This window comes from Cellulomonas rhizosphaerae (genome assembly GCF_003470205.1).
Lineage (GTDB): Bacteria > Actinomycetota > Actinomycetes > Actinomycetales > Cellulomonadaceae > Cellulomonas > Cellulomonas rhizosphaerae.
The window spans coordinates 1-21,873 of the sequence record NZ_QWKP01000200.1; the positions used below are offsets into that span (position 1 = coordinate 1).

20 protein-coding genes and 1 pseudogene are annotated in these 21,873 nt (G+C 70.5%); 6 read left to right on the forward strand and 15 right to left on the reverse strand.

Annotated elements, in window-relative coordinates; translation table 11 throughout:
* The 3 genes and pseudogenes from D1825_RS10945 to D1825_RS10955 all read right to left on the reverse strand — a co-directional run.
* Positions 1 to 517 (reverse strand): annotated as a pseudogene (locus D1825_RS10945) (ABC transporter permease); the annotation flags it as partial.
* The gene (locus tag D1825_RS10950) at positions 514 to 2,052 is read right to left on the reverse strand and encodes an ABC transporter permease (protein ID WP_118767461.1); all 1,539 of its coding nucleotides are present in this window, start codon (positions 2,050 to 2,052) and stop codon (positions 514 to 516) included. The pseudogene D1825_RS10945 and the gene D1825_RS10950, both read right to left, overlap by 4 nt.
* A 190-nt stretch (positions 2,053 to 2,242) precedes the next feature.
* On the reverse strand, positions 2,243 to 4,111 hold the full coding sequence (locus tag D1825_RS10955) for an ABC transporter family substrate-binding protein (RefSeq protein WP_118767462.1): 1,869 nt from the start codon (positions 4,109 to 4,111) through the stop codon (positions 2,243 to 2,245).
* A 352-nt stretch (positions 4,112 to 4,463) separates the two neighbouring features.
* On the opposite strand from D1825_RS10955, the gene D1825_RS10960 reads away from it, so the two are divergent.
* Positions 4,464 to 4,931, forward strand: a complete 468-nt coding sequence (locus D1825_RS10960; RefSeq protein WP_118767463.1) for a nitroreductase/quinone reductase family protein — start codon at positions 4,464 to 4,466, stop codon at positions 4,929 to 4,931.
* Here the strand turns inward: D1825_RS10960 and D1825_RS10965 are convergent.
* Positions 4,928 to 5,440 (reverse strand): CGNR zinc finger domain-containing protein, encoded by a 513-nt coding sequence (locus D1825_RS10965; protein ID WP_158580720.1) that lies wholly within the window; start codon positions 5,438 to 5,440, stop codon positions 4,928 to 4,930. The two genes, D1825_RS10960 and D1825_RS10965, sit on opposite strands and share 4 nt — an antisense overlap.
* 37 nt (positions 5,441 to 5,477) lie before the next feature.
* Here D1825_RS10965 and D1825_RS10970 point away from each other — a divergent pair, with 37 nt between their 5' ends.
* The gene (locus D1825_RS10970; RefSeq protein ID WP_118767492.1) at positions 5,478 to 6,140 is read left to right on the forward strand and encodes a hemerythrin domain-containing protein; all 663 of its coding nucleotides are present in this window, start codon (positions 5,478 to 5,480) and stop codon (positions 6,138 to 6,140) included.
* A gap of 53 nt (positions 6,141 to 6,193) precedes the next feature.
* Here D1825_RS10970 and D1825_RS10975 read toward each other — a convergent pair whose 3' ends face one another.
* The 3 genes from D1825_RS10975 to D1825_RS10985 form a co-directional block, all read right to left on the reverse strand.
* On the reverse strand, positions 6,194 to 10,894 hold the full coding sequence (locus tag D1825_RS10975; protein ID WP_118767465.1) for a beta-L-arabinofuranosidase domain-containing protein: 4,701 nt from the start codon (positions 10,892 to 10,894) through the stop codon (positions 6,194 to 6,196).
* A gap of 190 nt (positions 10,895 to 11,084) precedes the next feature.
* Positions 11,085 to 11,810: a class I SAM-dependent methyltransferase gene (locus D1825_RS10980; RefSeq protein ID WP_118767466.1), complete on the reverse strand. Its 726-nt coding sequence runs from the start codon at positions 11,808 to 11,810 to the stop codon at positions 11,085 to 11,087.
* A 10-nt stretch (positions 11,811 to 11,820) separates the two neighbouring features.
* On the reverse strand, positions 11,821 to 12,843 hold the full coding sequence (locus D1825_RS10985; RefSeq protein WP_118767467.1) for an AraC family transcriptional regulator: 1,023 nt from the start codon (positions 12,841 to 12,843) through the stop codon (positions 11,821 to 11,823).
* Positions 12,844 to 12,956: 113 nt separating this feature from the next.
* Here D1825_RS10985 and D1825_RS10990 point away from each other — a divergent pair, with 113 nt between their 5' ends.
* Both D1825_RS10990 and D1825_RS10995 read left to right on the forward strand, forming a co-directional pair.
* Positions 12,957 to 13,745 (forward strand): NAD(P)H-binding protein, encoded by a 789-nt coding sequence (locus tag D1825_RS10990; RefSeq protein ID WP_118767468.1) that lies wholly within the window; start codon positions 12,957 to 12,959, stop codon positions 13,743 to 13,745.
* A complete protein-coding gene (locus D1825_RS10995) occupies positions 13,738 to 14,136 on the forward strand; it encodes a DUF4345 domain-containing protein (protein WP_118767469.1) in 399 nt (132 codons plus the stop codon). Before D1825_RS10990 ends, D1825_RS10995 begins: the two co-directional genes overlap by 8 nt.
* Here D1825_RS10995 and D1825_RS11000 read toward each other — a convergent pair.
* On the reverse strand, positions 14,112 to 15,185 hold the full coding sequence (locus D1825_RS11000) for a class I SAM-dependent methyltransferase (protein ID WP_118767470.1): 1,074 nt from the start codon (positions 15,183 to 15,185) through the stop codon (positions 14,112 to 14,114). The genes D1825_RS10995 and D1825_RS11000 overlap by 25 nt on opposite strands.
* A 40-nt stretch (positions 15,186 to 15,225) precedes the next feature.
* Entirely contained in the window at positions 15,226 to 15,831 is a 606-nt protein-coding gene (locus D1825_RS11005; RefSeq protein ID WP_199721570.1) for a LuxR C-terminal-related transcriptional regulator, read from the reverse strand.
* A 152-nt stretch (positions 15,832 to 15,983) separates the two neighbouring features.
* Between D1825_RS11005 and D1825_RS11010 the strand changes: the two genes are divergently transcribed.
* Complete coding sequence (locus D1825_RS11010; RefSeq protein WP_118767472.1) at positions 15,984 to 16,262, forward strand: GlsB/YeaQ/YmgE family stress response membrane protein; 279 nt, start codon at positions 15,984 to 15,986, stop codon at positions 16,260 to 16,262.
* Between the two features lie 46 nt (positions 16,263 to 16,308).
* Here D1825_RS11010 and D1825_RS11015 read toward each other — a convergent pair whose 3' ends face one another.
* Complete coding sequence (locus tag D1825_RS11015) at positions 16,309 to 16,542, reverse strand: hypothetical protein (RefSeq protein WP_118767473.1); 234 nt, start codon at positions 16,540 to 16,542, stop codon at positions 16,309 to 16,311.
* Complete coding sequence (locus D1825_RS11020) at positions 16,539 to 17,006, reverse strand: GNAT family N-acetyltransferase (RefSeq protein ID WP_233549827.1); 468 nt, start codon at positions 17,004 to 17,006, stop codon at positions 16,539 to 16,541. The genes D1825_RS11015 and D1825_RS11020 overlap by 4 nt, the downstream gene beginning before the upstream one ends.
* Before the next feature lie 556 nt (positions 17,007 to 17,562).
* Here D1825_RS11020 and D1825_RS18615 point away from each other — a divergent pair.
* The gene (locus tag D1825_RS18615; protein ID WP_233549829.1) at positions 17,563 to 18,009 is read left to right on the forward strand and encodes a hypothetical protein; all 447 of its coding nucleotides are present in this window, start codon (positions 17,563 to 17,565) and stop codon (positions 18,007 to 18,009) included.
* Positions 18,010 to 18,044: 35 nt separating this feature from the next.
* Here the strand turns inward: D1825_RS18615 and D1825_RS11030 are convergent, their stop codons facing one another.
* From D1825_RS11030 to D1825_RS11045, 4 genes are read right to left on the reverse strand one after another with little or no spacing between them, the layout of a single operon-like run.
* Complete coding sequence (locus D1825_RS11030) at positions 18,045 to 18,362, reverse strand: hypothetical protein (RefSeq protein WP_118767476.1); 318 nt, start codon at positions 18,360 to 18,362, stop codon at positions 18,045 to 18,047.
* Between the two features lie 14 nt (positions 18,363 to 18,376).
* Positions 18,377 to 19,456: a redox-regulated ATPase YchF gene (gene ychF / locus D1825_RS11035; protein ID WP_118767477.1), complete on the reverse strand. Its 1,080-nt coding sequence runs from the start codon at positions 19,454 to 19,456 to the stop codon at positions 18,377 to 18,379.
* A gap of 28 nt (positions 19,457 to 19,484) precedes the next feature.
* The gene (locus D1825_RS11040; RefSeq protein WP_118767478.1) at positions 19,485 to 21,044 is read right to left on the reverse strand and encodes a hypothetical protein; all 1,560 of its coding nucleotides are present in this window, start codon (positions 21,042 to 21,044) and stop codon (positions 19,485 to 19,487) included.
* Positions 21,020 to 21,829 (reverse strand): ABC transporter ATP-binding protein, encoded by an 810-nt coding sequence (locus tag D1825_RS11045; RefSeq protein ID WP_118767479.1) that lies wholly within the window; start codon positions 21,827 to 21,829, stop codon positions 21,020 to 21,022. Before D1825_RS11045 ends, D1825_RS11040 begins: the two co-directional genes overlap by 25 nt.
* Positions 21,830 to 21,873: the final 44 nt, after the last annotated feature.

Sequence of the window (21,873 nt, forward strand, 5' to 3'; positions counted from 1 at the left end):
CGGTGACGCGCATCAGGATCGAGTCGAGGCGGCCCCGGTAGAAGCCGGCCAGCGCGCCGACGAGGATGCCGAGGATGCACGAGACCAGGCCGATGATGAACATGACCTTGAGCGAGGTCTGCACGCCGAGCATCACGCGCGCGAACATGTCGCGGCCGAGCTCGTCCTGACCGAACGGGTGGTCGCCGATGGCGAAGCCCGGCCCACCGAGGAAGCTCGGCAGGTGCATCGTCGGCGCACCGCCGGCCTCGACGACCGCGAGGTTCGTCTCGCGCCCGTTGTACTGCCACCAGCCCGGGACCGGGCCGAAGCCGACCGACGTGAAGGCGAGCAGCGCCGTGAGGATCAGGAAGAGCAGGCCGAGCATGGCGCCCTTGTGACGCACGAAGCGCTTCCGGACGATCTGCCCCTGCGAGAGGCCGACGACGTCCTTGAGCTCGATGGCGTTCTCCGTGGACTGCGACACGGCGGTCGGGTCCTCGGGTGCCTGCGGGTTCTGGGGGTTCGGGGTGCTCATGCGTCCAACCGGATTCTCGGGTCGATCACGGCGTAGATGATGTCCGCCACGATGTTGGCGATGATGGCCAGGCCGGCCGTGATCAGCAGGTAAGCCATCACGGGGTCGACCTGGGCCTCTTCGAGGGACTTCACGAACAGCTGCCCCATGCCGGGCCGCGAGAAGACGGCCTCGGTGATGACCGCACCACCGATGAGGGTGATGACGTCGATCGGGACGATCGTCGCGAGCGGGATGAGCGTGTTGCGGAAGCCGTGGCGGACCACGACCTCCCGCTCCGGCAGGCCCTTGGCGCGTGCCGTGCGGATGTAGTCCTGGCTCATCACCTCGAGCATGCTCGAGCGCGAGTAGCGCGTGTACGCGGCGAACGCGATGAGGACGAGGGTCGCGGTCGGCAGCACCAGGTGGGTGAAGGAGTCGAGCACCGTCACCCAGTAGTTGCCGCCGAGACCCGGGGTCCGGTCACCGAAGGTGGGGATCGGGCGGCCGCCGAGTGCGCGGGAGTACGGGCCCCAGACCTGCATGACCTGGTCGACGAAGATCAGGGCGGCCATGACGAAGGCCACCGCCGCACTCGTCCGCGCGGAGACGCCCCAGTCGGGTCCGCCGTAGAGGCGGCCGATGAGGAAGCCCACCGCGACCGCGACGATCGCCAGCAGGAGGACGAACCAGCTCGCGCCGTTCCCGTCCGGGCTGAAGATGTCCATGGCGAAGACGGTCTGCATCGGGAAGTACGCGATGAAGCCCACCGCGACCGTCGTCAGCGACGCCCACAGGGCACGCCGGTTGTGCAGCCCAGCGAAGACGGCCGCGAACGCGAACGCCGTGCCAGCGCCCATGACGAGCAGGAGGATCGGGCCGATCTTCGGCTCGAGCCACCAGTCGGTCAGCTGCAGGTACGCGAACATGCCGAAGGTTGCGGCCGAGGCGATCCCGAAGACCTGCCAGCGGCGGGCGGCTCTGCCCCCGATGGCCAGGCTCCAGAGGAGGCCCGCGATCAGCGCGACGGCGATCAGCGTGGGCCAGGCGATCCACGGGTCGCGCAGGAAGTTGTTGAACCCGATCGCGGCCCACTGCTTGAGGAGCACCGCGACCCAGAACGAGGGCAGCGAGTACAGCAGGAACGACAGGAAGATGATGACGTAGTCGAACGCGCTGTACTGCCGCAGCGCCGACACGATGCCGACGACGACGCCGACGATGAGCGACAGGAACGTCGCGGCCGTGACCAGCTGGAGCGTGGAGCCGATCGCGTGGGCGACCAGGTCGCTCACGGACTCGCCGGTCTTCCAGGCGATGCCGAAGTCGCCGTGGAGCACGCCTCCGCACCACTGGAGGAACCGGACCACGACGTTCGTGTTCAGGTCGAGCAGCTCGATGCGTGCCGCGATGAGCTGTTGCTTGTTGGGGGCCGTGCTCTCGCGCAGGTCCGCCAGCGGGTCGATCGCGATGTCGACCAGCACGTACATCAGGAACAGCGACACGAAGAGCGTCAGGAGCCCCGCCACAAGGCGGCGCGTGAGGAAGTTCAGCACAGGTGGGTTACCTCGCTAGTGGAAGCACCGTGGTCGTCAGGGATCGTATCCCTCTCGCGACCCCGGGCCGTTGTGAGAGACCGGCCGGGCACGCCCGAGGGCGTCGGGGAGTAATTCTCCCCGACGCCCTGGGGTGCTGCTGACCGGTGGATGGCCGCCCGGCCCGGTGGGGTGGGCGGCCATCCGGGGATCAGTTGGAAGCAGCCTCGCCGGCGGTCCACTCCCAGAAGCCGTAGAAGATCGTCGGAGCGATCGTCAGCTTCGAGACGTTGCCGATCTTGGCCGGGTTCCAGGCGGTGACGCCGGGGAACTGGAAGATCGTCACACCGAAGGCGTCCTTGACGAGCTCGGCCTCGACCTTGCCCAGGATCTCGCCCTGCTTGGCGACGTCCGTCTCGGTCTGGAGCTGGTCGAACAGGCCGTCAACGGTCTTGTTCGAGTAGCCGTAGAAGTTGTTCGCAGCCTTCGTGCGGTAGTTGGCGTCCGACTCCGTCACAGCGGTGGACGTCGACTGCCAGCCGAAGAGCGCAGCGTCGTAGAACTTCGTGGCGCCCGAGAGGTCCGTGCCCCAGTCCGTCTGGACCTTGTAGGGCTCGACCGTGAAGCCAGCCTGCTCGGCCGAGGCCTTGATCAGCTGGTACTCGTTCTGGCGGCGCGTGTTCTCCGGGTCGAAGAGCAGGCGGACCTTGACCTTGTCGACGCCGGCGTCCTTGAGCAGCGCCTTGGCGCCGTCGATGTCGACCTTGTCGTACGCCGCACCCTGGCCGTTGGCCGCGGTGATGGCGTCGTAGTTCGGCGAGCCGGGGACCACGGTGTAGGAGTTGCGGATCGTGGCCGACGAGTCGAGCGGCTTGACCAGCTTGTCGACGATCTCCTGGCGCGGGATCGTCTTGAGGAAGGCCTCGCGGACGTCCTTCGCCTTCTCGGCGTCGCCGCCGTAGGACTTCGGGTCGAACGGGCCGCCGTTGCCGAACTGCAGGTCGACGTGCTCGTAGGTGCCCTCGGGGCCGGACTCGACCTTCATGCCGTCGATCGCCTTGACGGCGGTCAGGACGTCGGCCGTGGCCTGCGGGTTGATGAGGTCGACCTCACCGTTCTGCAGCGCCTGGACCTGGCCCATCGGGTCGCCGTTGTAGCGGACCGTGACCTTGTTGAAGACGGCCTTGTGGTCGCCCTTGTAGTCAGGGTTCGCGGTCAGGGTGATGTACTGGTCCTTCACGAAGTCCGTGATGGTGTACGCACCGCTGGTGACGAGCAGGTTCTTGTCCGCGGCGGCGGGCATCTGCGCGAAGTTGAAGTCCTTCGACCAGACCTTGGCGATCTTGGACAGGTCCGCGGTCGTGTTGTTCGTGATCGCGTCGATGAGCTTGGTCGTCGCGGCGGCGGCGTCCGTCTCGCCGAGCGCGCGCTGCGCGACGACGTGAGCCGGCAGGTTCACGCCGATGGCGGTCTCCCAGTCGGCGAACGGCTTGCTGTACGTGAAGGTGATCGACTTGCCCTCGATGACGGGGGTGTCCTTGATCAGCGCCACAGCAGGCGACGCACCGTCGAAGTAGACGCCGGCGTCGAGCTCGTCCTGGTTGGTGACCTCGCCCGTCTCGGGGTCGGTCTTGGCCTCGACGTTGTTGAACTTGCCGCTCTGGGCAGCCCACTCGAGGAGCAGGTCCTCGGGGCCGGCCGGCGTGCCATCCGACCACGACGCGGTGTCCGCGAACGTGTACTTGATCTTCAGCGGGTCGTCGGACACCTTCTCGTAGCTACCGAACGACTTGTCCTGAAGGAGCTTCAGGTCGGCGTCGTAGTAGTTGAAGCCCGAGTTGAGCAGGTACAGGATGACGTTGTTCGCCGTCGCGTTGCCCGTGATGCTCGTGCCGTTGGCCGAGTAGAACGGCTGGTTCCACGCGATGTTGACGGACGTGTCCTGGTTGATGCCGGCGTTGCTGTCCGAGCTCTTGCTCGGGTCGCCCTTCGGGTCGTCCGAGCTCGAGCAGGCCGCGACGAGCGACACTGCGCTGACTGCGGCGACCGCGGCAAGCGCGGCCTTACGTGTGATCCTCAATGTTCCTCCTGAAGAAGGTGGCGACCTCGGTCGGCGCCCGATCCCCTGCCTGCCGTGGCATGCAGAGCCCTGACGCCTCGAGTTTCCGCCGACGTTGGGGAGGACGCTAGTCAACGTGGATCGGACATATCGGGCACGGCCCCTCAGGATGCGCGATCGTTACCTGATTGATACTGGCCAGTATGTTCCGCATGCTGAGACGGCCACCTGCGGAAACGCGCAGGAAACACCCCGGACATGAGACCGCCGGTCCACGGATCGGGCAATCCTGGGGCGCCCGACGAGGCCCGTGTGCTATGGCTCCGGCGCGCTGTGGCGCCCGTCACACGTCGCTGGCCTGCACAATCATCGGATGGACTTCACCTCGGCGATCCGTCGTCTCGGCCGCACCCGCTGGTTCGCCCGCATCGGTCGAGCCGTCTCAGGACTCGACCGCCGGCTGCAGAAGCGGACCCGCGGACGCTGGAGCGTGCTCGGCAAGGCCGTGCTCCCCCAGCTGATCCTCACGACCACCGGCCGCAAGTCGGGACAGCCCCGAGAGGCCATGCTGCTGTTCGCCCGCGACGGCGCCGACTGGATCGTCATCGGGTCCAACTGGGGCCAGGAGCACCACCCGGCGTGGTCGCTCAACCTGCTGGCCTCCCCGCACGCGATGGTCACGGTCCACGGCGAGACCACCGCCGTGGTCGCGCACCTGGCGGACGACGACGAGCGCACCCGGCTGATGCCGGCCCTGCGTGCCGTCTGGCCGGGCTACGACGACTACGCCGCGCGCGCGGGCCGCGAGCTGCGCGTCTTCGTGCTCTCGCCCTCCACCTAGGCCCGCCGTCCCCGCTCGCGATACGCACGGGCCTTCATCACGTCGCCGCACTCCCCCATCGAGCACCACCGACCGGACCGGTTGCGTGACGCGTCGTAGTAGATCCACTGGCAGTCGGGGTTCGCGCACGCCTTGAGCCGCTGCCAGGAGCCGTCGCGCTGCGCCTCGTAGACCTCGGCGAGCAGGCCGGCCACGACGTCGGTCGCGCTCAGCGGGACGAGCCGCGGCTCCGCGCCGAGGGCCACGACGACCGGGTGCGACGTCGCGAGCGCGTCGAGCTCGGCCGGGCCCTCGTCGAGCAGGTGCGCCCGCAGCGCGTCCCGCACCCCGACGACCTCGCGCGGCACCTCGGGGCCGAGGTGCTCGATCCCGTGGAACCGGTCGTCGGTGTTGAGCAGCGCACGGACGCGCTCGAGCGGTGCAGGGGCGACGCCGGGCTCGTCGCCGAGGCTGATCCACGCGAGTAGGGGGTCCTTGACGGCGGGCACGAGGACCAGGATAGTCGTCACCACTGTTCATTGTTGACTGGTGACGAAGGATGACTCGATGACTGCCCTGGACGACAAGCTCGGCTGTGACACCTCGGACATGCTCACGATCCACGCGCTGTTCCGCCGCGCGTTCACCGACGCCCCCGCACTCGTGCGCGGCGTCGCCGACGGCGACACGGCGCGCGCGCGTGCCGTGGGCGAGCACGTGCAGGAGGTGGCCGACGCGCTGCACCACCACCACACCGGCGAGGACGACCTGCTGTGGGACGTGCTGGAGCAGCGCGCGCCCGCCTGCGCACTGCACGTCGGCCTCATGCGGGCCCAGCACGCCGAGACCGCGGCCCAGCTCGAGGGCCTTGCCGAGGTCCTGCCGACCTGGGTCGCGTCGGCCCGGGTGGCCGACGCCGAGCCCGTGGCCGCGGCGCTCGAGGCCGTCCGGGACACCCTCCTGGCGCACCTCGGCCAGGAGGAGGCCGCGATCCTGCCCACGGCCGCCACGGTGATGAGCCAGAAGGAGTGGGGCGCGCTGCACGCACGCGGGATGGCGTCCATCCCGCGCGAGCGCATGCTCCTGCAGCTCGGCTGGATCCTCGAGGTCGTGCCGGCCGACGAGCGCGCGGGGTGGCTGCGCGCGAACGTGCCCGCACCGGCGCGGCTGCTGTGGCTGGTCACCGGTCGCCGCCAGTTCGCGGCGCACCGGGCGCGCATCTACGGGTAGAGCCCCGCGGTACGACCGCGGGCGGGGCTACGGTCCGCAGCCCCGCCCGTACCTCAGACCGCGCGCAGCGTGCGCGAGGGGGCCGCGTCGGCGCTCACGTCCGACGAGCCGAGGTACGTCGCCCGCACGGCGTAGGTCCCCCTCTTCGGGAGCTTCGAGACGGTCGCCGTGGCGACGCCCCTCGTCAGCGTGACCGTGACCGTACGGACGACCTTCGAGCCCGCGACGACGCGGATGCGGACCTTGCCGGTCGCGGTCACCTTCGTGGCGGTCGCGACCTTGACCGTCACGACGGTCCTGCCCTTCGCCGACGACGACTTCGCCGTGACCGAGGACCTCGACAGCGTCGTCGTCGCCGTGGCCCCGACCTTGACCACCTTCGTCGTGGCCCGGGCCGACGACGACCCCGTCACCGTCGCGCTGCCGCCGTAGACCGCCTGCACCGTGTAGGTGCCGACGGGCAGACGCTTGATCGTGACCTTTGCCGACGACCCGGCGAGCGCCGCTCTCGCCGTCTGCACCACGGTCGACCCGCGCCTGACGGTCACCGTCACCGTCCCGGTCGCCGGCTTCGACCCCGCGACCTTCACGGTGGCCACGTGCGCGCCGCCGTACGCGACCGACGACCGCACCGCCACGGAGGCCGACGCCGACACGGGCGGGACGGCGGCCTTCGTGACGGTCACCGCATAGGTGGCCGTCGAGCCGTCCTGCGCGGTCACCGTGATCGTGTAGACCCCAGCAGCGCTGCGCGCCGAGACTGTCACCCGCGCGGCCGCGTGGTTCGCCACTGCCGTGATCGCCGCCGAGCCCGACGCCGTGCCCACCGTGTAGGCGTGCGTCGTCGGCGCGAAGCCGACGAGCGCCTTGCCGTCGACGCCGATCGTCCTCAGCGTCGCGTCCGAGCTCAGCACCGGCGGGTCCGCACGCACCACGGTGACGGTGTACGGCGTGGACGTCGAGTGGTCCTGAGCCCAGCTGCGCAGCGCGATGGTCGTGGTGCTCCCCACCAGCGGCACCGACCGCGGCCGGGTGTCGTCAACGAGCACGCCGTCGACGTACACGAGGCCCGACCCGGTGTGCGGCGTGGCCGTCAGTTCCACGGCGTCCGTCGACGTCGGCACCGTCAGCGTGTAGGACGCGACGCCCGGCGAGAACGCCGGCACGAGGGTTCCCGCGTCGAAGGACAGCCCCGACAGCGTCGCGACGTCGTCGTACTCCGTGGAGCGCGTGAGGTAGACACCGTAGACGCCGCCGACGAGGCCGCCCGTCGACTGGAACCGCACGGTGACCACGGGGATCTTGTGGCCCTGCGCGTCGAGCACCAGGTCGCCGTGCACATCCTTCTTCCACCGCGTGCTGTCGTCGATCGTCAGGTACTTGGCCGGCAGCTCCTTGGTGTCCAGGTAGAACACGTTGGTCCCGGCGCCGTTGTTGATCTGCACCGTCTTGAGCAGCTCGTCGTTGACGTACACGTCGAACGTCCGTCCGCTGTCGCCCGAGTAGTACATCGCCCGCAGGTAGTTGTGAGCCGCGGTCGGGTCGATCGCCAGGTCGTAGCTGAACCAGCCACCGCCCGCCGCGTCACGGTACTGACGGCCGTTCCACGTGCCCACGCCCGAGGTGCCGCCGGTCTTGAGCCCCTTGTCGGCCTCGAAGTTGTTGGCGTCGAAGTTGGTGATCGAGTCGATGCTCATCTCACCGTCGCGCAGCGACTCCTTGGCGCGCTTGATCCGGGCCTGCGCCTCGGCCGAGTCCGGGCCCTCGATGTTGAGGTACAGCCCGTACCGCTCGCCGTGGCGGGCGTAGTGCGGCGTGAACACCATGTCCTGCGCGTCGAGCGTGTGGCGCAGGGCCACCTGCACCTGACCGTCGGCGCTGTCCTCGATCCGCACCGCGTTCTCCGCGAGCCCGTCGAGCCACGCCTCGGCGTCGGGGACGGTGATGACGTCCTGCGCGGTGTCGTCGCGCTGCGAGACGCGGACCGCCACGCCGACGGACGTCGTGGCACCGAGGTTCTTGGTGCCCAGCCCCGTGCTGAGCACGTACGCGCCGTAGGAGAAGGCGACGTAGGAGGCGTTGTCGGGCGTGGCCGTGACGCGCACCTCCATGGGCAGGCGGTAGGAGATCTCGTCACCCGCCGCGACGTCCGGCAGCACGACGAACCCGCCCGAGACCGTCGGCTCGACGACCTCGCCGTTGAGGGTGACCACGGGGTCGGCCGCCACCCAGTCGGGGATCCGCAGCCGCACGGTGGTGTGGTCGGCGACCGCTCCCCCGTCGATGGCCGCGACGGTGAACCGAACGGTGTCGTCGTTGGGCAGGTGGGCCACCTGCGTCAGGCGCAGGTTGCGGTCCGCGTACTCGAACGACGAGCTGAAGAACAACGTCACGTACACGTCGCCCCGGTCCGTGAAGTACATCGAGTCGCCGAGCTTGGAGAAGTTCTCCATGCCGGTGCCCGTGCAGCACCAGAACTCGGTGAACGGCAGCGAGTAGACGCGCTCGAAGCCCGAGCCCATCGGCTGGAAGTACGTCGTCATGCCCGTGTCCGGGTCCTGCGAGCCGAGAACCGTGTTGATGAACGTGTTCTCGTAGTAGTTCGCGTACTTCACGTCCTTGGTCAGCTTGAACAGCTCGCGCGACAGCTTGAGCATGTTGTACTCGTTGCACGTCTCGGCCGTCTGGGCGTCGCCCGTGTCGCCCTGCTCGGCGGCGAACTCGTACAGCGAGTCGGGGTCGTGGAAGTGCTCGGCCTGGCTGTTCGCGCCCGTCACGTACGTGTGGTGGTCGACGACGATCGTCCAGAAGTTCTCTGCCGCCTGCCGGTACATCGGCAGGTCCGCGACCTCCTGCGCCGTCAGCGACGCCATCCGCTCCGGGCTCTTGGTCAGCACCGTGTACCGCTTGAGCGCCCCGATGAGCTTCGGGATCGTGGTGTTGGCGTGCTTGCCGGACAGCACGTCGGTGCCCGCCGCGAGCTGACGGAACAGCGTCGTCTCGTCGAACGCCTCCGCGGCGCTCTTGAAGTGCACGTTGTCGGTGACGTCGTACAGGTTGTACAGCGCGTCGTTCATGCCGCCGTACTCCGTGCTCAGCAGCGTGGTCCTGTTCGGCAGTGCCGAGACGCGGCGGTAGACGTACTCGCCGAGCTGCTCGGCCACGTCGAGCGCGTGGTCGCCCGTCGCCCCGCCCACGTACTGGTGGATGTCGAGCAGCCCCGCCAGGATCTTGTGCAGGATGTACCAAGGCACCAGGACGTTCTCGTCGGACGAGCCCGTGCCCTGCACCTTGTCGAGGATGCTCTCGCGGAACGCCGAGACGTAGCCGGCGCTGGCCGGGTGGGCGCTGGCGTAGGCGTCCTGCACCGTCGTCAGGCCCTCGACCGCGTCCTCGACCTGCGCGAGCAGTGCGGCCTTGGTGGTCTCGTCGGACGCACCGCTGTACGCCTGCGAGAGCGCGGACAGGTAGTGACCGAACGCGTGGCCGCGAAAGTTGGTGGTATCGCTGCGCTCCCAGCCGCCGTACCCCGACGTCGTCGTGGGCGTCAGACCGGCGACCTTGTAGAACTCGAAGAGGAACTTCTCCGAGCTCAGGCTCAGCAGGTAGGCCTGCTCCTTGGCGGACGCGTTGCGCAGGTAGTCGTCGGAGAGCTGCACGGACGCCAGGCCGGAGTCCCGCAGGAGGTTCGCGGTGGTGGACGCAGGAACGGTCACGGCGAACTCGCGCGTGACGGGCGAGCCGTCGAGGTAGCGGACCCGCGCGGTGAGCGTGACGTGGGCGTCGGGCTCGCCCTCGGCGGGCTGGTGCACCACGCCTGTCGTGCTCAGCACGTCGGGGTCCGAGGACTCCCACAGCACGTCGGACCCCTGCGACCCGGTGGTCGGCAGCACGACGCCGATGCTCACGGACTCGGGGACGGACAGCGCGTCGGCGTCCGCCTGGGCGATGGCCTGGCGGTCGATCGTGCGGCCGCCGGCCTCGTACAGGCTCGTGACGTCGGCGAGGTTGGCGACGTCGTCGAACACCTCGTACTGGTCGAGCGCGGCAGCCAGGTACGAGCCGTTGTAGAGCGGCCCGTTGAAGCCGATGGTCTTGGGCAGCGTCGGCGAGGAGCCCAGCACGCCCGTCGCGGCCCCACCGACCGGGTAGCGCACGGTCGTGCCGATCGCGAGGCCGTTGCGGTAGAACTTCACGTCCTTGCTGGCGTGGTCGTACGTGAGCGTGATGTTCGTCCACTCGTCGACGGGCATGAGCTGCGCGCGGCTCGTCGACGTCGCCGCGACCATGTACGGCTGGCCGCTGGCCGGGCCGATCGACAGCACGAGCGGCGACGCGTCGGACTCCGAGGCGACGTACCAGCCGTCGGAGTTCCAGGCCGCCTTGTTCCAGGTGATCACCTGCTCGCCGGACCACGAGGTGGGTTTGATCCAGAACGACAGCGTGAGGTCTTGCGGCTGCAGGGCGGTGCTCGTGCCGAGGTCGAGGTACGTCGCGCCCTGGAGCCGCAGCGCCTGGCTGCCGGCCGTGACGCCCTCGACGAACTCGTAGGTTCCCACGCCCTTCGCCACGACGGCGTGCGCCAGCGGGCTGGCGTCGGCGAGCGAGCCCTCGAACGGCAGGTCGAGCACCGGGTCACCCAGCGCGCTCGGCGTCGCTGCGCCGGCGGGGCTCACCAGCCCCACGGCGACCATCGGGACGGCCGCGGCGATCGCGACCAGGCGCCGCAGCGCGCGGCGGGTGTGCGTGGTCATGACGTCTCCCAGGTGCAGTGGCGTGGCATCCACGACGAGGGCTTCGAGTGCCGGTGGCAGCCGGTCCAGGACGTCGTCGTCGTGGGAGATCGGTGCGCCGGACGTTTCGGCACCTCGTCGACGGCGACGGGTGCGGAGTCCGGCTGCGCCCGATGTTAGCGCTAACAGGGAGTTCTGGGAATGGGTCGGTTCATCCCGGTCTGCGGGCGACGTACACGTGCTCGGCCCCGGGGCGGTCGGGGGCGTCCCGCACCTCGTCGACCTCGAACCCCTGCGCGACGAGGCTCCGCTCGGTCTCGTGGCGACCACGGAACCGCAGCGTGGAGTCGGACAGGATGACGTCGCCGTCCGGAAGCACGTTCGTCCAACGGAAGCTGACGAGCGGCCCGACGACCTCCCCGAGGTCGCACCAGGTCTCGACCACCCCCACGCCCTCGACGTCCTCACGTGCGAAGGTGTGCTCGCGGGTCCACCGCTCCCACGCCCGCCGCTCCGGCACCCTCGACTCGAACACGAGCCGACCACCCGGGCGCAGCGCCGCGCGGATGCCGACGAGGGTCGCCGCCCACTCCTCGTCGGCGACGAACACCTGCGCGACGTTCGCGGTCATCACGACCAGGTCGACCTCGAGCGGCGGGAGCGCGGTTGCGTCACCGTGGATCCAGTGGACCCGGTCGGCGCCCGGCTTGGCGCGCGCGACGTCGAGGGACGCCTGTGCCGGGTCGACGCCGACCACGTCCTTGCCGCGCGCGGCGAGGAGGCACGCGAGGGTGCCGGTGCCGCACCCGAGGTCGACGATGCGCTGCGCCCCGAACTCGTCGGCCATCGCGAGGTACGGGTCGAGGTCGCTGCGGTCGGGGTCGAACGGGTCGTAGAGGACCGCGAGGCGGGGGTCTTCGAAGATCGCGTCGGCCATGCGCGCGAGGCTAGGCGCCGACCTGCTCGGGCACCCAGCCCTTTCCCTCGACCGCCGGCCCCCGGCGCGTCCGCCAGTCCGTCGTGGCCTCCTGCCGGACAGCACCGGGGGCAGTGCCGAACGCGCGCTTGAACGCGCGCGAGAACGCGGACTCCGACTGATAGCCGTACCGGCGCGCCACGGCGGACAGCGGCTCGGTGCTGCGGCCCAGGTGCGTGCGCGCGAGCTGCATGCGCCAGTCGGCCACGTACCGCATGACGGAGTCGCCGACGAGGTCGGCGAACCGCGCGGAGAACGCCGACCGGGACATGCCGACCTCCCGCGCGAGCGAGTCGACGCCCCAGTCCGCGCCCGGGTCGCGGTGGATCGCCATCAGCGCGCGGCCGACCTGCTCGTCGCGCAGCGCCGCGAGCCAGCCCTGCCGGGCCTCGGGCGCGGACTCCAGCCACGCGCGGATCGTCTGCACCACGAGGACGTCCGCGAGCCGGGTCATCACCATCTCGCCGCCGGGCCGCAGCGCCGCGGCCTCGCGCGTCATGAGCTGCAGGGTGCTGTGGAGCCAGCTGGCGTCGCCGTCGTCCCAGGCGTCGACGTGCAGCACCTCGGGGAGCTGGGCGATGAGCCGGCGGGCGCTCGCGTGGTCGGGCTCGACGACGCCGCAGGTCACGTGGGCCTGCTCGCCGCCGCCGCCGAACCGCATGACCTCGTACCGCTCGCTGACCAGCTCGACCGGGATGTCGAACAGCGGCTCGCTCGGCGCGTCCAGGTCGCTGCGCAGCCGGTGCGGGGTGCTGTGCGGGATCAGCGCGAGGCTGCCGGGCTGCAGGAGGCGCGGCTCGTACCCCTCGACCTCGAGCCAGCAGCGACCGGCGGTGACGACGTGGAACATCATCAGCCCGTCGAGCCCGGGCAGGTCGATCCCCCACGGCGCGGTCAGCTCGGCCCGGCAGTAGAGGGTGCCGACGATCTGCAGCAGGTGCAGCGCCTCGCCCAGCTGGTCGCTGGGGGCGGGGAACGTGCGCGGTTCTGCCACGCACCCATCGTCGGCCCTCTGCGCGCCGCGCGTCCAGGGTTCGTGGACGAATGGTCATGAGAACCGGACGGGCGATCGTTGTCCGTCCTGCGCACGGTCCCCAGGCTGGTCGCATGAGCACACACACGCACCTCGTCATCGGCGCCACCGGCAAGACCGGGCGCCGCGTCACCGACCGGCTACTCACCGCCGGCCACACCGTCCGGGCCGTCTCCCGAGGGACGACCCCGCGCTTCGACTGGGAGGACCCGGCCACCTGGCCGGCCGCCCTCGCCGGCATCGACCGCGCCTACGTCACCTACGTGCCCGACCTCGCCGCTCCCGGCGCCCCGGCCACCATCACCGCCTTCACGCAGGCGGCCATCGACGCGGGCGTCCAGCGCCTGGTCCTGCTGTCGGGCCGGGGCGAGCACGGCGCCGAGACGTGCGAGCAGATCGTCGCGACGTCCGGGCTCGAGTTCACGCTGATCCGGGCGAGCTGGTTCACGGAGAACTTCACCGAGGGGCACCTCGTCGACTCGGTGCGCGAGGGGATGATCGCCCTGCCCGCTGGGTCCGCGCGCGAGCCCTTCGTCTCGGTCGACGACATCGCCGACGTGGCCGTCGCCGCGCTGGTCGAGGACCACCACGTGGGCCACCTCTACGAGGTCACCGGGCCGCGCCTGCTCTCGTTCGACGAGGCTGCCGAGGCCCTGTCGGCCACGTACCTGCCGATCACGTCCGACGAGTTCCGCGTCGCCATGAGCGAGATCGCCGGGCCGGAGTACGCCGAGATGCTGACCGCCCTGTGCGAGGAGGTCTTCGACGGGCGCAACGAGTCGATCAGGCACGGCGTCCAGGAAGCCCTCGGGCGCGCGCCCCGGGACTTCGCGGACGTGCTCGCGACGGTCTCCCGTGGCTAGGGCGCTGCTCCTGGTAGCCGGTGCCGTGGCCGTGCTCGTCGGCGCCGCGCTGCTCGTCGCGCCGATCGGCTTCTCGGACGGGTACGGGATCGTGCTGTCCGACGACCCCAGCGCGTTGAGCGAGCGCCGGGCCCCCGGCGCCGCGCTGCTGGCGATCGGCGGGCTCCTGCTGGCCGGCGCGTTCACGCCCCGCCTGCGGTTCGCCGCCCTGCTCGTCGGGGCGCTGGCCTACCTGGCGTACGGGCTCGCCCGGGTGCTCAGCCTGGTGGTCGACGGCCGTCCCGCAGACGGGCTGCTCGTGGCGGGCCTCGTCGAGCTGGCGCTCGGCGCCGCACTGCTCGGGGCGCTCCTGCGACCGTCCGCTGCTCATGCGGCGATCAGCAGGCGGTAGAAGCGCAGCATGTCGTGCTCGATCGGCAGGATCTCGATCCCCGCGAACCCCGCCGCCCTGGCGTAGGTGTCCAGGGCGGCGGGTCGCATCACGGTCCCGGTCGCGACGCTGGGGCTCGTCGAGCGGCCGTCGGGCAGGCACACCGTGAGCGACCAGCCGTAGAACAGCCGCTCCACCGGTCCCGAGGGGGCGGCGAACGACTCCTCGGTGCGCTCGTCGGCTATCAGCACGTACCCGTCGTCGCGCACCATCGCGCGCGCGGCGGCGAGCACGGCGACCGGGTCCGCCATGTCGTGCACGCACTCGAAGAACAGGACGACGTCGAACTCGTCGTCCCGGGTCGAGGCCGCGTCGGCCAGCTCGAACGCGACCCGAACCTCGCTGCCGGCCGCGTTGCGCCGGGCGGTCTCGATCGACGGTGCGTCGATGTCGATCCCGACCACGGTGGTCCGCGGGTACGCCCGGGCGATCGAGATCGCTGACCACCCCTCGCCGCACCCCAGGTCCGCGACCGTCGCGCCCTGCTCGAGGACGCCGTGGAGCGCGGGGATCGACGGCAGGACCTCGTCGACCAGCGCCCCGAGGAAGAAGGGCCGGTTGAGCGCGCCCTGCGAGGTGCGCGCGTCGTCGCCCATCTGCGCCCAGGACACTCCGCCGCCCGTGCGGTAGGCCTCGACGAGGTCGTCGACCACCCGCCCGCTTGCTGCCTGCAGGCGGCCGAGCGGCGCGAGGTAAAGGGCTGAGTCGGCGTCGGTCAGCACCTCGCGGGCGCCGTCGGTGAGGGCGAAGCGATGCTCGTCGTCGACGGTCACGTACCCGGCGACCGCCTGGTGCTCGAGCCACTCGCGCACGTAGCGCTCGTCGGTGCCCGTGCTCCCGGCGAGCTCCGCCGGCGTCGAGGGTCCCTGAGCGGCCAGCGCCGCGTACCAGCCGAGGCGCTCGCCCGCGTAGACAGCGAACAGCTCCTGGGCGCCGAGCGTCGCCGCCAGGAGGCGGTCGGCCACCGCGTCGGGACCGTGCCCGACCGGCTCGAACAGATCCGAGGACATCGACCCATGCTGGCAGGCATCACGCCGGCGCGACAGGCGCTCAGGGCCCTCCGCGCCAGTGGTCGATCCGGTGGCTGTCCGGCTGGAAGCCGTGCTTGACGCCCCACAGCACCGCCTGGGTCCGGCTCTCCACGCCGATCTTGGCGTAGGCCGAGCGGATGTAGGACTTGACCGTGTTCGGGCTGAGGTAGGTGTGCCCGGCGACGTCCGCGTTGCTCAGCCCCTGGGTGATGAGCGCGAGGATCTCCGCCTCGCGGTCGGTCAGGCCCTCGCCGCGGCCGGGCCAGTCCAGTCCGCTGGCCGGCCTCGCGCGGCCGGGGTCCTCACTGATCACGACCTCGCCCGCGTGCACCGCCTCGAGCGCGGCGACGAGCTCGCGGGCGGGCAGCGCCTTGGACAGATAGCCCCGGACGCCCTGCGCGCGGGCCTGCGCGACGAGGTTCGGGTGGAAGTTCCAGGTGAAGACGACCACGCGGCGAGCCCGCGGGTTGCGGACCAGCACGCCGATCTCCGCCTGGTCCGACTCCGGCTGGGCGAACGCGTCGTAGAGCACGATGTCGACGACGTCCTCGACCGGCTCGTTCGTGTCGATCTCCGCCACGACGACGCGGTCGCGGTACTGGTCGAGGATCTTGGCCACGCCCATCACGACGACGTCGTAGTCGTCGACCAGCGCGACGGTGATGGGTCGCTCGGGAGTGGGCACCCCTCGACGTTAGCCCTCCCTAGGGGTGTGCCGCGACAGCCCTAGGGGTGGTGAAGTCGGAGCAACACCCACTCCAACAGAGAGGCACCACCATGCTGGGACTCATCGTCACCATCATCATCGTCGGGCTCATCGCCGGGCTGCTCGCGCGCCTCATCGTCCCGGGCAAGCAGGACCTGTCCCTCCCGATGACGATCGTCATCGGGATCGTCGGCTCGTTCGTCGGCGGGTTCCTCGGCTACCTGCTGTTCCACAAGGACGCCGACGACGGCTTCCTGCAGCCCGCCGGGATCATCGGGTCGCTCATCGGCGCGATCATCGTGCTGCTGATCTGGATCCGCGTCGGCGGTCGCCGGTCGATCACGCACTGACCGCGAGCGCGCCGGTCCTGGTCTCACCGACCGGGGCCGGCGCGGCCTACCGGACGGTGAGCATCGCCCCCAGCATCGCCATCAGGAGAACGCTGAGCGCGACGAGGACGACCCCGGCAGTCGCTGACTGGCGCCGCATCACCGCGTCCGATCGCATGCTGGGCTCCTTGCTGAGCCGCTTTCCGGCGACAGCCTGGAAGGCGTTCAGGCCTCCGAGCGTGAGCGCCGCCAGCGCGAGGACGCTCATCGGCGCCACGAGGGCGAGCACCGGGTCGATCACAGCGGCTTGACCATGAACAGGCATGGCGTGCCCTCGCCCCAGAGGTTCGTCTCCTCGAGCGGGAGGAAGCCCCACTTCTCGTAGAAGTGCCGCGTACGGCCATACCCAGCATCCGGGTGGGAGGCGCCCAGCGTCTTGACCTCCAGCAGGCGAACACCCCGTGCGCGAGCGTCCTGGTCGATCGCGCTCATCATCGCCGATCCCACACCGGTGCCGTGCACCGCACGGTCGACCACCGTCAGGTGGATCTCGGCGACGTGAGGAAAGTGCCGATCGACCAAGGTGACGCCGACGACCACGCCCTCCTGGTCGCGCACCGTCCAGGTCTCCTTGGTCCGCGCCGCCTCGACGTACTCCGCATTGGACTCGGGCTGACCGAACCATTCAGAAACGGTGGCGAGCAGGCGAGCCACGTCGTCGGGGACATGGCGGTCAATCGTTGCGCGCCAGGTGTCCGGGCTCACGCCACCTCCAGCACTCTGCAAAGTCACGGGGCGACGACGATAGCGGCCGAGTCTTCCATGCCGTCGTGCAGTTCGACTCGTGACCACGCGATCGGAGCCGATGCCAGGATCGGCTCCGGCATGAAGCATCTCCTCGCGGTCTCAGCCAGCGAAAGGGTGTCGCCTGGTGGTTTCCGACCTCGTCGCCGTCACTCCGCCCGGCGTCAGAAGCTTGCAGCGCGTCGTCTGCCGCCAGCTCGGTCGAGAGCAAGGTGCCCGGGCGCCGAGGTTGAACTCGTGCTCGATGTCGCCGAAGGGCACGACGACCCAGTTGTGCGGCTCGGAGTCTGCTGCAGGCCAGAGCGGCGCAGGCGGGAGCGGCGCGAGCGGCCTGGTCGCTCGGTACCGCGACGAGTGCGACCGATCCGATCGCACCTGGGTGCACGCCGGTCCGCCTATTCCAGTCCGGCGCCATCACCGTTGAAGCGGGAGTCGACCAAAGAGCGCCGCCGATCGACGTCTGCGGCGTTCGACCTGCCACATCGTCCGTCGACCTTGACTCCACTAATGTTCGGTGGTGATCGACGACGCGCCTTGGTCGGACTACAGCCGGGCTCGGCTCCCACGTGGGCTGACCTACGCCGTCGGGCGCGACGTCATCGAGCATGCGCTCCGTCAGGCGGGCGCGACGATCGGCTCATTGTCTCTGGGACCGCCACCGCCTCGCCCACGTAACACAGACGACGGGTCGATGGTCTTCGACGTGTACTGGGTCGGCGACGCGCGGCCTTCCCGCCTCGACTCCGCCTGGGGAGCGTCAGCGCCCGAGCGGCTCCTCATGCGGTGGCATGCGGTCCCGACGCCGGTACGCGCCGCCATCAGAGACGAGCTTGTCGAGCACTGGCTGCCGCTTGCGTCGGCCTGGGCGGCAGCAGCGCCGCACCGCAGGAACACCTGGGCGGCGACCGATCACCGCTGGATGGTCGTGCTCACGGCGAGGACCCTCAGGCTTGCGGAGGACTGACAGAGCGGCCTGCTCCTCCTCGGCACCTCCAGCGATCAACCGTCCTCACGGCCGGGCAGCGGTGCACCGTCGAGGAACGCCGTGTAGGCGTCATGTGCGTCGTCATCGATGACGGCCGCACCAGGCCCACACCGAAGGTCGGTTCGGTCTCGTTTTGGACCCGACAACCAGAAGGTCTCATCCGTCTCGACGTCGAAGAAGTTGGCGTCGAAACTCTGGAAGCGGCGTAGTTCGCGCCCGTGGAACCTCGCTGTCTTCCACGACCTGTTGAAGTCGACCCAACCGATCCACGACGGCCCACGATCGATGTCGTAGCCCGTCTTCAGCTGGACGAACATCAGGCGTCTCGCCATCAGTGCGACCTGTCCTACACGTTGAAGCGGAACTCGACCACGTCGCCGTCGGCCATCACGTAGTCCTTACCCTCGATCCGGGCCTTGCCGGCCGACCGCGCGGCGGCGACGGAACCGGCGGCGACGAGGTCGTCGAACGAGATGACCTCGGCCTTGATGAAGCCCTTCTGGAAGTCCGTGTGGATGACGCCGGCGGCCTGGGGAGCGGTCCAGCCCTGGTGGATCGTCCAGGCGCGGGCCTCCTTCGGGCCGGCCGTCAGGTAGGACTGGAGGCCGAGGGTGTGGAAGCCGACACGGGCGAGCTGGTCCAGCCCGGCCTCGTCCTGGCCGTTGTCGGCGAGCATCTCGCGAGCCTCGTCGGGCTCGAGCTCGACGAGCTCGGACTCGAACTTAGCGTCGAGGAAGATTGCGTCCGCGGGGGCGACGAGAGCGCGCAGCTCGTCCTGCATGGCCGTGTCGGCCAGGCCGGCGTCGTCGGTGTTGAAGACGTAGATGAACGGCTTGCTCGTCATGAGCTGGAGCTGGTCGAGGTACTCGGGGTCGATCTTCTTGCCGCCGGCGAACAGCGTCTGGCCGGTCTCGAGGACCGCGACGGCCTCCTGCGCGGCGGCGAGCAGCGCGGGCTCGGCCTTCTTGCCGCGAACCTCCTTCTCGAGGCGCGGCACCGCCTTCTCGAGGGTCTGCAGGTCGGCGAGGATCAGCTCGGTGGCGATGATCTCGATGTCGTCCTTGGGGTTCACCGCGCCGGAGACGTGCACGACGTCAGGGTCGGCGAACGCGCGCGTGACCTGGCAGATCGCGTCGGCCTCGCGGATGTTGGCGAGGAACTTGTTGCCCAGGCCCTCGCCCTCGCTCGCGCCCTTGACGATGCCGGCGATGTCGACGAACGACACCGTCGCGGGCAGGATCCGCTCGGAGCCGAACAGGTCGGCGAGCACCTGCAGGCGCGGGTCGGGCAGCGGGACGACGCCGACGTTGGGCTCGATGGTCGCGAACGGGTAGTTCGCCGCGAGCACCTGCGCACGGGTCAGGGCGTTGAAGAGGGTGGACTTGCCGACGTTGGGCAGGCCGACGATGCCGATGGAGAGAGCCACGGGCGTTGAGTCTACGGGGGTCGGGTGATCAGGAGAACGCGAGGATGCGCTGCAGCAGCACCGGGCCGTTGCGCTCGAGGGCCCGGCCGCCGTACCTCACACCGAGCAGCAGCACCGTGATGCCCAGTCCGAGCCCGACGACGACCGTCGCGAACCCGAGGGAGAGCGAGCCCGCGCGTACGGCGAGGATCGCGAGCACGATCTCCGGCGCGCTGATGACCAGCAGCGCGAGCCAGCCGACGAGCTGCGAGGTCAGCGCCGCGGTCGAGGCTCCTTGCCTGGTCTGGAACGGGCTCTCGCCAGGCTGCTGCACGGGGTAGACGACGTAGGCGGACACGACGCTCGCCACGCCCAGGCCGGTCAGGAGCACACCGAGGCTGAGGCCGACGAGCGCAGGGATGGCCTCGGGCTGGTCGGTGACCAGTGCCGAGCCGACCGCGAACAGCAGGATGACCGGGAGCCCGATCGCGCCGGCGGAGAGCACGCGCCCCCACCGGTCGGCGCGGCCGGTGACGGGCGAGGCGACGTGGGTCCAGAACGCCGAGCCGTCGTAGGCGACGTCGGCCGAGATGCCCCACCCGAGCAGGAAGGCGGCGATCGGACCGGCGAGCAGCAGGGCGCCGCCGTCGCGGTCGAGCACCCACAGGATGAACGGGACGACCGGCACGATGGCCGCGGCGAGCGCGTAGCGCGGGTCCCGGGCCCAGTAGGTCAGGCACCGGGCGGTCACGGCGCCGACGGGCGTCGCGGGCAGCCGGTCGAACCACCCCAGCCCGCGGCGCTTGGCCGAGGCCTCGTTGTGCGGCGGATTCACGAGTCCGTACGCGAGCGCCTTCGCCCACACCCAGGCCGCGAGCGCGAGCACCCCGAGGGCGACACCCGCGCGTCCCGCGGCCAGCCCCCAGTCCCGGCCCGCGACGTCGGCCGGGATCGCCCACGGCGCACCGAACGGCGTCCAGGCCAGCACGTCGGCAACACCCCGGAGGTCGTCGATGCCCACCGACACGCCCGACGAGAACCGCCCGATCAGCGGGCCGACGAGCAGCAACGGCACGATGGCCAGGCCCGCCATGGCCTCGCGCACGCGCCGCCGGCCGACGAGGGGCAGCGCGGCCGTCGTCGTCGCACGCGACCCGACGATCGCGAGCGCGAGCCCGATGGCCGCCCCGACCAGGCCGGTGACCAGCGCGAGCGGGTCGCGCCACCAGACGATGCCGATGGACAGCGAGGAGAGCGCGGTGATGACGCCGGGGACTCCGACCACGCCCGCGAGCGCGAGCCCGACGAGCAGCGAGCGGCGCGGCACGGCGAACGTCACGAAGCGCGCGGGGTCGAGCGTCGAGTCCACGCCGAACGAGATGAGCGGGACCACCCACCAGGCGATCACCATGAGCGAGCCGACGAGTACCGCGACGGGCTGGCGCAGCTCGGCGTCGGCGAAGCTCAGCGCGATCATCCCGGAGACGACCAGGACGAGCGCGCCCAGGCCGTAGAGCACGCCGATGACGAGCCCGACGACCTGCCACGCGCTGCGCTTGAGGCCGTTGGCGAGCAGCGTCAGCTTTAGTCGGAGGAGGTGCGCAACCACGCGAGCCCCTCCCCCGTGACGCGGCCGCCGACGAGGTCGACGAACCGCTCCTCGAGGCTGACGTCGCCGCGGACCTCGTCGACCGTGCCCGCCGCGAGCACGTGCCCGCCCGCGATCACGGCGACGTGGTCGCACATGCGCTGGACCAGGTCCATCACGTGCGACGACACGATGACGGTGCCGCCCGAGCCGACGTACGACGTGAGGATGTCGCGGATGTTGGCCGCCGAGACGGGGTCGACGGCCTCGAACGGCTCGTCGAGCACGAGCAGCCGCGGCGCGTGCACGAGCGCGCACGCGAGCGCGACCTTCTTGGTCATGCCCGCCGAGTAGTCGACGACCAGCGTCTTCGCGTCGGCCTCGAGGGCCATCGCCCGCAGGAGGTCCGCCGTGCGGGCCGCGACGGTCTCGCGGTCGAGGCCGTGCAGGAGACCGGCGTAGGTGATGAGCTGCGCGCCGGTGAGCCGGTCGAACAGCCGCACGCCGTCGGGGAGCACACCGAGCAGCTGCTTGACCTCGGCCGGGGCGGCCCACAGGTCCCGGCCGTGCACGAGGACCGTGCCGAAGTCGGGCTTGAGCAAGCCCGTGGCCATGGACAGCGTCGTCGTCTTGCCGGCGCCGTTGGGCCCGACGAGGCCGTAGAACGAGCCGGCCGGCACGACGAGGTCGATCCCGGATACGGCGATCTTATGCCCGAACCGGCGCCACAGGCCGCGCACCTCGAGCGCGGGCGCGGGAGCGGGCACGGCGGACGGGGTGGGCGGGACCTCCGGGTGGTCGGGCATCGCGTCAGCATAGGTGTGACGCCCGACACGAGCGCCCGCTCCGG